This window comes from Sphaerisporangium rubeum (assembly GCF_014207705.1).
Classification (GTDB): Bacteria; Actinomycetota; Actinomycetes; order Streptosporangiales; family Streptosporangiaceae; genus Sphaerisporangium; species Sphaerisporangium rubeum.
Map to the genome: position 1 here is coordinate 489399 of NZ_JACHIU010000001.1, position 12052 is coordinate 501450.

Below are 12052 nucleotides of genomic sequence, written 5' to 3' on the forward strand. Positions count from 1 at the left end.
GATCTCTCACGACCACGCGGGTGTGTCGAGGATCTTGATCACGGCGCCGGAGACGGTGACCCCCGGGCCGGTGCCGAGCATCAGCAGGTGGTCGCCGGGCCCGAGCTCCCCGGTGAGGAGCAGCCGGTCGAGGGCGAGCACCTGGTCACTGGCGCCGCAGTGGCCGATGGTGCGGCCGTGGTCCCAGGTCGAACGGGACATCGGCAGGTCGAGCGCGGCCATGCACCGCTGCTCGACGATCTCTTCCGAGTAGTTCATGAACGCCACCCGGGTGAGGTCGCGTGCCTTGACGCCGCTCTCGTCGAGCGCGCGCTCGACGACCTCCATCAGCGCGCGCTGGATCTTGAACAGTGCCGCCGTGCTCTCCCCCTGCGGCATGACCTGCTGCCGGAACTGCTCGTTCCGCGCGCCGAAGCTCATGCGGCGTCCGACGGTGACGCCGGGAGGGAACAGGGGCTCCGTGCCGCGGTGCAGTTCCTCCGCCTCGGTCACGGTCACGGTGCAGACCGACGTCAGGCGCGCGAACCCCGGCTCCTTGGTGAGCACCAGCGCGCTGGCGGCGTCACCGCCGATGTATCCCGGGCCCATCCGCCACCGGTCCATCAGCGGGGTGCCGTAGTTGTCCGAGGCGACCAGCAGTGCGGCCTGCCTGCCGGGGACGGCGTCCAGGTAGCCCGCCGCCAGTTCGAAGGCGATGAACATGCCGTTGCAGCCCTGCCGGATCTCGGTGGCGAGAACGTTCCCGCCGACCAGGTGACGCTGCAGGTACGCGTGCGGGGGCCAGCCGTCGGGGCCCTGGTGCCACGTCGACGCGTAGAGAAGGAGCGACAGGTCGTCCGGTGCGCGTCCGCTGCGCTTGAGCGCGCTGCGCGCGGCGTGCAACGCCATCTCGGGGGCCGGTACGTCACCGGCCACGGCCGCTCCGGCGAGGTTGTGCAGGTCGACCTCTTCGGCCGGGTACCAGCCCTTCGCGACGGCCTTCTCGACGCTGACCGTGCGGGGGACGAAGGATCCGACGCCGCTGATGTACGTGTCCGCCAACTGCATGACTCTTTGTCCTTGCTCGCGGCTAGACGAATGACGCCGGTTCGAGTTCTCTGACCAGCTCGACGATCGTCGCCACGTCCCGGAAGTTCTCCGGGTCGAGCTTCGCGGCGGGGATCGGGACGCCGATGTCGCGGCGGAGGAAGTTCAGCAGGCGCGCCGTGCGCAGCGAGTCCAGAAGACCGGACGTCAGGAGCGGGGTCGTCTCGTCGACCTTCATGTCGGCGTCGGCCGGCACCAGGTTCTCCTGGATGAACTCGACCAGCCGATGCGTGATCTCGCCGGTGTTCCGTGCGGTCGTCATGCCAAGTGCCCCTCTCGTGCCGCGGGCCGTGTCACCGGAGCAGGCGCGAGGACCCGGAACGCCGCCGCGGCGACCGACGTGCCGGAACCGAACCCCACCATGAGGTAGTGGTCACCCGGCTGGAGCCCGCCGGTCGCGATGAGGTGCTCGAAGGCGATGAACTGGTCGACCGCGCCGCAGTGACCGACGCGACGGCCGTAGTCCCAGGTCGTCTGGTCGATCCCGATGCCGAGCCAGGACATCTGGCCGTCCAGGTCCTCACGGCGGCCGTGCGGGAACGCGACCCGCGTGATGTCGGCCAGCTTGATGCCGGCCTCGTCCAGGGTCCGTTCGACCTGTTCCATCATCGTCTTCTGGATCTTCAGGTGGATCCCGGTGCCCTGCTTCTTGAGCAGTCGCTGGCGGAACTCCTCGTGCCGGTCGCCGAAGCTCAGCCCGATCCCGACCGTGGCGTCCGGGGGGAACAAGGGGTAGCCGCCGTCGTTGACCGCGTCCGCCTCGGGGATCGTCGTCGCGTTGACCGACAGGAGCTCGGCCATGCCGTACTCCTTGCCGAGCAGGAGCGCGCACGCGGCGTCGCCGATCACCGCTCCGGGTGTCATCCGCCAGCGGTCCACGAGCGGGGTGCCGTGGTTGTCGGCGGACACCACCATCGCGGTCCGCCTGCCGGGGTCGGCCTGCAGGTAGCTCGCCGCCAGCTCCAGTGAGCTGATCATCCCGACGCAGCCGCTGCGGATCTCGTACGCGGGGACGTCGCCGCCGAGCAGACGCATCTGCAGGTAGTGCTGCGGCTGCCAGCCGTTCGGCCCCTGGTGCCATACCGACGGATAGAGCAGCAGGTCGAGATCGCGCGGGGAGGACTCACCCCAGCGGTCGTAGGCGTCCTGTACCGCGCGCAGCGCCATCTCCGGTGCGGGTATGTCGCCGGCGACCGCCGCGCCGATCTGCTGGAACCGCTCGATCTCGTCGGCCGGGTACAGGCCGTCCCTGGCCGCCTGCTCGACGGTCACGGTGTCAGGCACGAAGGTGCCGAGACTCCTGACGAACATATTGGATGTACGCACAAGTCCCCTAATTCATCGACGATCGCCACACCTGGCGGCAGGGCGAGGAAAGTCACCGCCGAATCGGCGGGACACCAAGGAGAACGGCGTCCACGAGGGCGCCGGCGGTATTTCAGGCTGCTGCGGCGACGGCAGGCCGGGGGGACGTCCGTATCGTGCGTTCACCCGGAGCACCCGCGGAACGCGGGAACGCTATTTCCTATCGCGAAACCAGGTAAATCGCGGTACGGTATGCCGGCAGGCTCGCGACCGGCCGGTGAGAATTATCGTGAATACGGAACCGACGGTCAGGCGCCGTTCATCCGGTGGTTCCGCGAGCCGCCGAAGTGCTTGAACCAGGTGCCGTCACGAGTTCCTCTCCTCATGGGCCGTCGGACACAGGCAAGGATAGGGCCGACCCCCTGGTAAAGCAATATGAGCGTCCGCAATCTGAAACCATGTCATTCCGTGATCGGAGCCCGGCGGAACGTGCTGAGTTTTGAAATGAACGTTTCCGCTCCGAGCTGCGGTTTCTCCGTCCCGAGGGTTCCGGGATGTGTTTCAGCGCCGCTCCGGAGAGCAGGCGATTCAGGACGGTCCGGTCCGGCCGTTGCCGGTCCGTGCGGCGCACGGACCGGCAACCCGCCGGCACATATGTGCCGGCTCAGTCGGACATTCAGCTACAGACGATTCCATTGAGCTTGAACTGGGACGGCGTGACGCTCGTGCCGTTGGCCTGGAAGCTGAAGCTGGCGGCGGACCCCGGGCCGATATAGGAGTTGTAACCGGCGTCGACCGCGGTCACCTTGGTGCCGGACTGGGTCACTGTGGCGTTCCACCCGGCCGTGACCGACTGGCTGCCTGGCCAGTTCCAGTTCACCATCCAGCGGTCGACGGGGGTCGTGCCGGTGTTCGTGATGGTCACGCTGCCCTGGAAGGCGCCGCTCCAGGGGGTCGGCGAGTAGGCGACCGAGCACGAGGTCCCCATCTTGAGCCCGCCGCGTATCCACTTCTCGAAGGTGTCCCAGGTCGGGTTCGGCGAGCCGCTCGTGGTGGTTCCGTAGCAGTTCTGCGTGGTGTAGGTGGTCTGGCCGCCGAAGTGCGCGGGGTCCATGATGTAGGCACGGCCGTGGTCCGCGCCGGGGACCGAGATGAACGTCGCGTTGCCGCACATCGCCATGATCTTGTTGTACAGCAGGACGCTCTGTCCGTGCGGCACCAGGAAGTCGGCCTGACCGTGCAGGAACATCAACGGCGGGTCGTTGGCGTCGACGTACGTCAGCGGACTGGCCGCGGCCACCTGCGTGGGACACGTCTGGATGGGGCAGCCCACCAGGAGCGACTCGGGGGAGGCCGGGGAGTTGTGGTCGAGCCCGCCGGTCGGCAGGTTCTGCGCGTTCATCTGGATGAAGTCGGTAGGCGCGTACAACGCGAGGCCCGTCTGCAGCGAGCTGGAGACGCCGGTCGTGCCGATCGTCCCCTCCAGCGACGACACACCGCCGCTGAAGAGCGCCATCTCCGTCAGCCAGCCACCTGAGGAGTCACCCATCATGGCGAACCGGTTGGGGTCGAGCTGGTAGGTGGCCGCGTTGGCGCGCAGATAGCGGATGGCCGCCTTGATGTCGTGCACCTGCGCCGGGAAGATCGCCTGGCTGCTGGACCGTACGCTGACCCCGGCCACCGCGAACCCCCGGGGGTTGAACTCGGCCGCGATCGCCGCCGCCCCCGACCTGCCGTTGTCGCTCGACCAGGCCGAGCCGCTGTGCCAGATCAGCAGCGGCCGCGGCGTGATGCCGACGCCGGCGTCCGGCAGGTAGAGGTCCAGCAGGTGACCGTTGGTCCCGGCCGGGTTCGCCGGCGCGTAGGCGATGTTGCTGATCACCGCCGCGTGCGCCGCCTGCGGGGTGAGTGACACGCCGATGGCGGCCAGCATGGTCAAGACCATGCCGACCATCGCGGACGTGCGGATACGAACTTGCATGGTTGCGCCTCCGGTGTTCGGATTGATCGCCGCTTTCGAGATGGCCGTCCAGATCTCCCCGCTCACGGGGTAGCCGCGATCAGCGCGCACGGACGCAACACCTATGAGTAGGCACGTCCCGTTCGAGTCCTGGCCTCGCATCGATATGGGCGAGGCGACGATATGACACGACGCCACCATGGTCAAAGCAATTCGCCGGATCGTTCCATTCCTGATGACATCTCACGTCGCCGAACAGGAAATCAGTACTTATCTGACGTCGAAAGGGGACAGAGATGCGAAGAAACGTCCAGACCATCCGTCGGCCGACGATGCGCAACAATCATCCGCGGAACATGCGCCACCCTCATGAAGTCCCGTGAAAGTTTCACACTCCGGCAATAGATGACACTCCATCCTGGCACACGGTAAGTGATATCTTGACCGTCGGAATCCGCCCAGTAACAGGAGGATTGATGCGCAAAGCACGCGCTCTTCTCATGTCGGCCGTTCTGGCCACAGGAATGACGTTATCCATCGGCACTGCCCCCGCGCACGCCGGCACCGAGACCCTGCAGGGTATCTACCAGCAGTACAACGACTGCGAGCGCGTCGGCGGCTACGGCGACGACCAGGGTTGGTGGTCCGGCTATCGCTGCGAGTTCAAGAGCCAGTACTACTACTACTTCCTCTACGCCTGACGATGTGAACCACCGCGCTCCAGGCTCGACACATGCGGGCCTGGAGCGGCGCGTGACGTGGCCGCCGGACCCCTGTCCTCGCCGCCGCTCTCGCCGGTCTCCTCGCGAAGACCTGAAATTTTCACCTCCACGAGCATCGCGTGACGGCCGTCTTCCGGCGAACCTCCAGGCAAGGACCCGTCCGCCGCGACAGCCAGGCCAGCGGGGACGTCACTTCGTTGACGCTGGACCTGACCGTCGGATGTACTCCGACGACAACCACCGCAGGAGCAGGTCAGGTGAATGGAAATCTCCGATGTTAGCGGTAACAAGCTCAGAGGTCGCTCATTTCCCGGATGCGGCCAAGAGCAAGGTTGTCACCTGCTACCTGCGCGATGACCTCTCGTTGATCTCTGGACCACCTCCTGATGGTCACATGTGAGCGCTAACGCGAAGTAGATCACCTCCTGCCTCCTGACGGCCGTCCCCCCCAAGGAGCGATCTCCGTGAGAAGTACGCGACTACGAGCGTTGATGTCCCCCGCGGCCGCCATGATGCTGACGCTGACCGCCGGAGCCGTGGCGCTCACGTCAGCCGCCCCAGCGCAGGCGCTGGACAACGGTGTGGCGCGCACGCCGCCGATGGGCTGGAACAGCTGGAACACCTTCGGGTGCAACATCAGTGAGTCGCTGATCAAGCAGATGGCTGATGCGATGGTCAGTTCGGGTATGCGGGACGCGGGTTACGAGTATGTCGTGGTGGACGACTGCTGGATGAACTCCACGCGGGATTCGGCGGGGAATCTGCAGGCCAACGCGCAGCGGTTCCCGAGCGGGATGAAGGCGCTGGGGGACTATCTGCACGGTAAGGGGCTGAAGTTCGGGATCTATCAGGCGCCGCTGGACAAGACGTGTGCGCAGTACTTCAACTCCTACCCCGGTGCGACCGGTGCGCAGGGGCACGAGGCGCAGGACGCGCGGCAGTTCGCGGCCTGGGGGGTGGACTACCTCAAGTACGACTGGTGCTCCCCCAGCGGCACGATCGACGATCAGGTGCGCACGTTCGCCAAGATGCGTGACGCGCTGGCGGCGACCGGCCGGCCGATCCTGTACAGCATCAACTCCAACAGCGTGCACGACAAGACCGGGCCGCGGCGCAACTGGGGGGACATCGCCAACATCTGGCGGACCACCGAGGACATCACCAACGCCTGGGACACCGGCCAGACCAACGGGTACCCGATGGGGATCCAGAACATCGTGAACGTCACCGTGCCGCTGGCCTCCTACGCCAGGCCCGGCGCGTTCAACGACCCCGACATGATGGAGGTCGGCCGCGGTGGCATGAACGACACCGAGATGCGCAGCCACTTCGCGCTGTGGGCCGTCATGGCCTCACCGCTGATCGCCGGCAACGACCTGCGCAACATGAACGCCGCCACCCAGACCATCCTGAAGAACCAGAACCTCATCGCCATCAACCAGGACACCCTGGGCCTGCAGGCCACCCAGATCAGCAACGACGGCACCCGCCGCGTCCTGGCCAAACGCCTGAGCAACGGCGACGTCGCGGTGGCCCTGTTCAACCAGAGCGGCGCCACCACCACCGTCAGCACCACCGCCTCGGCCATCGGCCTGACCGGCAACGCCTTCACCCTGCGCGACGCCTGGACCAACGGCCTCAGCACCACCGCCGGCGCCATCTCCGCCAGCGTCCCCGCGCACGGCACCGTCGTCTACCGCGTCAGCGGCGGCACCCCCAACCCGACCCCCCCGGCCACCCCCACGATCACCGCCACCCCCACGGCGACCCCCACGTCGTCCACCACGACCCGCATCCAGGGTGTGGGCTCGGGCCGCTGCCTCGACGTGACCGGTGCGTCCCAGACCAACGGCACCCAGGTGAACATCTGGGACTGCCACACCCAGAGCAACCAGCAGTGGACCTCCACCGCGGCCGGTGAACTGCGCGTCTACGGCAACAAGTGCCTCGACGTCAACAACAACGGCACCGCCGACGGCACCACCGTCATCATCTGGGACTGCAACGGCCAGAACAACCAGAAGTGGCGCTTCAACGCCGACGGCACCATCACCTCCATCAGCGCGAACAAGTGCCTCGACGTCGCCAACAACAGCACCGCCAACGGTGCGAAGATCAACATCTGGAGCTGCACCGGCGCCGGCAACCAGCGCTGGAACCGCATCTGATCCCCCCGGGTAACACTCCCTGACCGGACGCGACCCAGGCTCGGCTACGCCGTCCGGCGTAGCCGAGCCCCACCGGACGAGCAGGCCACCGGACACCCGAGGCGCACGACCACCGCGACGCGGCGGTCCCGGCCTCCACGCTGGAGCCGGCCGGTGCCTCTGACCTCAACTCAGCAGTTCGCGGGCCAGCACTCCGCTCCACCACCGCTCGACCTGATCCGGTGACCAGCCGCGTTCGACGGTGAGAGTGGTGTAGACGTCGATGTTGCAGATGGCCGCGTAGACATCGACGGCGGCCGGTATGTCGAGGCCGTGGCGCAGAACCCCGGCGGGCCACGACGAGAAGACCAGCACACGGGTCTCGTCCCCTCGTGCGCGACCGTCACGGTACGCCGCCGCCAGCTCAGGCTCGGTACGAGCCGCCTCACGGACCAGCGCGATGACGTCGCCGGCGCGCTCGAACAGTCGCCGATCGTAGCCGGCCATCGCCGCGAGCTGCCGTTCGGGGACCGCCGCCGAGGCCTCCAGTTCCTCCGCCATCCGCGGCACGTCCGCCGACAGGTCCGCCGCGTCCGCCAGAGCCTGGGTGAGCCCCGCCTTGTTCCCGTACGCCGAGTAGACCGTCGGCACCGACACCCCGGCCTCCCGCGCCACGTCCCGGACAGTGGTCGCCGTCCACCCCCGCACCACGAACAGCCGCCGTGCGGCATCGGCGATCTGCGCACGCGTCTCCCGTGCCTGCGCCGACCGCCGCAGGGAGTCGTACCGCCGCCGATCCTTCTCCGTATTCATGATCCCCTTATTGGTTTTACACTGCTTATAATGAATACATGCCAAGTCAACTCACCGGCCGTCTCGGCTTCTCCGCGATCACCGGCCTGGCCGCCATCGGCTTCGCCGTCACGATCGTCTCGGCCAACCTGATCCTGGTCCCCGGTGGCCTCCCCCTCACCGGCGCCGACATCGGCCGTGCCGAGGCGTTCTTCGCCACAGAGAACGGCATCGTGGCCGTCGCCTCGGCACTCACCCCTGCCGCCTGGCTCCTGGCCACTCTGTTCGGCGCCGGCGCGGTGACGGCCCTGAGGCGTTCGGAACGCGACCGAGGCGAAGCCTGGTCCCTGATCGGCTTCACCGGCCTGGCCCTGCAGAACGCCACCTTCGCCGCCGTCACCGCGACCCGCCTCGCCATGTCGTCGGCCACCGCCGACGACATCCCCGCGCCGAGCGGCCTCTGGCCCCTGCACGACGCGCTCTTCACCCTCAACGGCACCTTCCTGGCCCTGGCCCTGATCGGCCTGTCCATCGCCGGCCTGCGCGCCGGCCTCATCCGCCGCTGGCACGGCGCGACCGGCCTGGCCTCGGCCACCCTGCTGTTCACCTCCGCCACACTCACCCCACTGATCATCGACCACGAGGGCCCGCTCGGTCTGCTCGGCCTCGTGGGCTGGCTCCTGTGGGTCGTATGGATCCTGGCCTACGGCACCACCCTCATCCGCCTGAACCGCTCGTCCTCCGTGGTGGAGACCGGGCTCAGCGGGTGACGGCGGCGACGTCCAGGACGCGCGCGGGTGGCAGCGGTGGAACGGGCCGGCGGCGAGATCGATCGCGTGGGGGAAGGCGGACACGAAGGCCGCGGCGAAACATGACACGGCGGGCCCGGCTGTGTGCCGGGCCCGCCTGGCGGTTCCGTGGGTCCTTGGTCGCGTCCGGTGCGGACGCTCAACTCGCTCGGCGTACGCCTCGCGTGTATCTCAGGGACACCAGGGACCGGGTCATGTCGTCAGCGCTGCTGGGTCAGCAGGCCGGGACGGTACGGCAGGAGACCGTAGTCGACGCCGTTGGAGCTCGGGCTGCGGCCCTGGTAGAGCAGCTGCAGGTTGCAGGGGTCGACGGTGAAGGTCTGGTCGGCGCTGACGCGGATCAACTCACCGTGGCTGATGTCGTTGGTCCAGGTGGCGCCGCTGTTGGCCTTACCCGCGAACGGGTTGCTCTCGGTGGCGGCGTTCGCGGTCCAGGTGCCGCCGAGGCTGGTGGCGGTGAACGACCGGAAGTAGCGGCCCTGCGAGCCGATGGCCTCGACCAGCATCAGGTAGCGCTGCTGGTTCTGGAGCTTGTAGACCTGGACGGCCTCGAACAGGTTGTTGGTGGAGTCGGTCATGATGGTGGTGTAGTTGGAGCCGAAGCTGCTGGGGAAGTTCCCGATCGGCATGCTGGCCCGGTACACCCGGCCGTTGTCACCGGTGAAGAACAGGTACATGTTCTGGTCGTCGGCGATGAGGGTCTGGTCGATCGGCCCGGTCTGGGAGTTGGAGATGCTGCCGGTGAACAGGGTCTGTGCCGCCGACCAGCCGTTCGGGTTGGTGGGGTCGCTCGACGTCTTGTAGGAGAACGCGCTGCCTCCCCACTGGTAGGCCAGCACCCAGATGTTCTTCGGCGCGAAGTAGAACAACGTCGGCGCGACGGTGCCCTGGTTCATACCGGTCTGGGTGGCCGAGCCCATCTCCGACCAGTTGGTGAAGGTGCTGAAGTTCATCGAGCCCCAGCTGGAGCCGAAGTCGTGCGTGGTCGCGTACACCAGGTGCTTGCCCTGGTACGGCGCCACGGTGAAGTCCTTCAGCGACACCCAGCCGGACTTCGGCTGCGCGAGCGCACCGGTCGAGGTCCACCGGTACGACGACGGCAGCTGGCAGGTGCCACCGGTCGGCGTCACCGTCGGGGTGGCGGTGGGGGTCACCGTCGGGGTCGCGGTGGGGGTGGAGGTGCCGCCGCCGGTCCAGTTCCACTGCTGGTTGCTGTTGCTGTGGCAGGCGTACATCTGGAGCGTGGTGCCGTTGGCCGTGCCGGCGCCGGTGGCGTCGATGCAGAGACCGGACTGCACGCCGGTGATGGTGCCGTTGGAGTTGACGCGCCACTTCTGGTTGTCGCCGCCGTGGCAGCCGTAGATCTGGACCTTGGCGCCGTTGCCGGTGCCGCCGGCGTCCATGCACTTGTTGCCGTACACCCGGAACTCACCGGAGGACGTGTAGGTCCACTGCTGGTTGGCGTTGCCGTGACAGTCCCAGATGTTGAGCTGGGTGCCGTCGGTGGTGCTGCTGTTCGGCACGTCCACACAGCGTCCGGACCCCACGCCTCTGATCTGACCGGTACCGCTGCCGCCACCGGTCGGGGTCACGGTCGGTGTGGCCGTCGGGGTGACGGTGGGGGTCACCGTGGGGGTCGGGTTGGGGGTGGCGTTGTTGAGCGCGTTGAGGACCGAGGTGTAGGCGGCCTTCTTGTTGCCGTTGCTGTCGAACAGCAGGGGGCTGGTGTTGGCGCCGAGCCAGGAGTCGCTGTCGCGGACACCCCAGACGGTGATGCCGGCGCAGCGGGCCACCGCAAGGCAGTCGTTGACCACGTTGGCGTAGGTCTGTGCGGAGCCGCCCTGGATGTCCAGTTCGGTGATCTGCACGTCGACGCCGAGCGCGGCGAAGCTGCTGATGGTGGTGCGGTAGTTGCTGTTGTAGGCGCTTTGGCTGTTGAAGTGGGACTGCAGGCCCACGCAGTCGATCGGCACGCCGCGTGACTTGAAGTCGCGGACCATGTTGTAGACGCCTTGGGTCTTGGCCCAGGACCAGTTGTCGATGTTGTAGTCGTTGTAGCAGAGCTTGGCGGCGGGGTCGGCGGCGCGTGCGGTGCGGAATGCGACCTCGATCCAGTCGTTGCCGGTGCGCTGCAGGTTCGAGTCACGGCGGCCACCGGAGTTGCCGTCGGCGAAGGCCTCGTTCACCACGTCCCAGGCGTAGATCTTGCCCTTGTAGTGGCCGACGACGCCGTTGATGTGGTCGATCATCGCCTGGCGCAGGCTGCTGCCGGACAGCGACTGCATCCAGCCGGGCTGCTGGTTGTGCCAGGCCAGTGTGTGGCCGCGCACGCGCTTGCCGTTCTGCACGGCCCAGTTGTAGACCCGGTCGCCGTTGGTGAAGTTGAACTGCCCCCGGTTCGGCTCGGTGGCGTCGATCTTCATCTCGTTCTCGGCGGTCACCATGTTGAACTCACGGTTCGCGATGGTCGTGTACTGCGAGTCGCCGAGCCGGCTCGTGCTGATCGCGGTGCCGAAGTACCGGCCGCTCAGCGCGGCGGCGGCACCGAGCGTGCTCTCCGCCGCGCCGGCCGGCGTCGGCAGCGTGAGCGCGGTGACCGCGCCGACGAGACCGACGGCGCTCGCGACCAGGACCCGCAGGCCCTTCGTAGATCGCCGGGTTCCCGGCGGGGGTGTGGCTTTCGTGCCCATGACCTAGTGCTCCAGACCGAATCACGGAAATGCGTGGACATGCGGGGGACGTCCCCACGCGATCGACGCCGCGTCCCGTGTTCGGGAACGCACACCACAAGGGCGTCGTGGACGGCGGTCTCTGCCGTGGGCCACCACACGCACGACCAGACCGCCTTGAGGAAACAGTGTGGAAACCATCCCGAAATGTGTCAAGTAACCTAAGAAAGTTTCAGTGCGGGTCCTGCTTGTGACAGGCGACGACCGCTGATAGTCCCTGATGAGCCGCGCGCGGCCGTTTGTTCCCTTTGTGAGCGTGTGTGCCGTCCTTGACGTCGCTCTGCGTCTCGTATTGGCTCTGCCCTGCCACCACGGCACTCTGCTGACGAAGGAGCGACGACGGAGAAGAAGGAGTGTTAGCGCTAACAATCGATGATCCGCCCCCTCGGTGGTCATGGCGCGGACGGCTCAGGACAGACACCACGTCCTTGGAGTCGTTTCCCCGCCAGGTCACTTCGGTGAGTCGCGAAACGGCGGCAGCGGCACGCGCCGCAAGTCTCGT

9 protein-coding genes are annotated in these 12052 nt (G+C 67.3%); 3 read left to right on the forward strand and 6 right to left on the reverse strand.

Annotated elements, in window-relative coordinates; genetic code table 11:
- Window positions 1-6 precede the first annotated feature (6 nt).
- The 4 genes from BJ992_RS01935 to BJ992_RS01950 all read right to left on the reverse strand — a co-directional run bounded on the left by BJ992_RS01935 (window position 7) and on the right by BJ992_RS01950 (window position 4372).
- Entirely contained in the window at window positions 7-1047 is a 1041-nt protein-coding gene (locus BJ992_RS01935; protein WP_184978245.1) for a ketoacyl-ACP synthase III family protein, read from the reverse strand.
- Window positions 1048-1069: 22 nt separating this feature from the next.
- A complete protein-coding gene (locus BJ992_RS01940; RefSeq protein WP_184978246.1) occupies window positions 1070-1348 on the reverse strand; it encodes an acyl carrier protein in 279 nt (92 codons plus the stop codon).
- Window positions 1345-2370, reverse strand: a complete 1026-nt coding sequence (locus BJ992_RS01945) for a ketoacyl-ACP synthase III family protein (protein WP_343072454.1) — start codon at window positions 2368-2370, stop codon at window positions 1345-1347. The genes BJ992_RS01940 and BJ992_RS01945 overlap by 4 nt, the downstream gene beginning before the upstream one ends.
- A gap of 697 nt (window positions 2371-3067) precedes the next feature.
- Complete coding sequence (locus BJ992_RS01950) at window positions 3068-4372, reverse strand: cellulose binding domain-containing protein (RefSeq protein ID WP_184978247.1); 1305 nt, start codon at window positions 4370-4372, stop codon at window positions 3068-3070.
- A 503-nt stretch (window positions 4373-4875) separates the two neighbouring features.
- On the opposite strand from BJ992_RS01950, the gene BJ992_RS01955 reads away from it, so the two are divergent.
- Together BJ992_RS01955 and BJ992_RS32435 are read left to right on the forward strand one after the other, a co-directional pair.
- Window positions 4876-5052, forward strand: coding sequence for a hypothetical protein (locus tag BJ992_RS01955; protein WP_246496493.1), 177 nt, complete (start codon window positions 4876-4878; stop codon window positions 5050-5052).
- Window positions 5053-5537: 485 nt separating this feature from the next.
- Window positions 5538-7241: a glycoside hydrolase family 27 protein gene (locus BJ992_RS32435; RefSeq protein ID WP_343072455.1), complete on the forward strand. Its 1704-nt coding sequence runs from the start codon at window positions 5538-5540 to the stop codon at window positions 7239-7241.
- 165 nt (window positions 7242-7406) lie between these two features.
- Here BJ992_RS32435 and BJ992_RS01965 read toward each other — a convergent pair whose 3' ends face one another.
- Window positions 7407-8033, reverse strand: coding sequence for a TetR/AcrR family transcriptional regulator (locus BJ992_RS01965; protein ID WP_184978249.1), 627 nt, complete (start codon window positions 8031-8033; stop codon window positions 7407-7409).
- A 38-nt stretch (window positions 8034-8071) separates the two neighbouring features.
- Here BJ992_RS01965 and BJ992_RS01970 point away from each other — a divergent pair, with 38 nt between their 5' ends.
- A complete protein-coding gene (locus BJ992_RS01970) occupies window positions 8072-8782 on the forward strand; it encodes a hypothetical protein (protein ID WP_221474647.1) in 711 nt (236 codons plus the stop codon).
- A 239-nt stretch (window positions 8783-9021) separates the two neighbouring features.
- On the opposite strand, the gene BJ992_RS01975 is transcribed toward BJ992_RS01970, so the two are convergent.
- Complete coding sequence (locus BJ992_RS01975) at window positions 9022-11511, reverse strand: non-reducing end alpha-L-arabinofuranosidase family hydrolase (RefSeq protein WP_184978250.1); 2490 nt, start codon at window positions 11509-11511, stop codon at window positions 9022-9024.
- Window positions 11512-12052 lie beyond the last annotated feature (541 nt).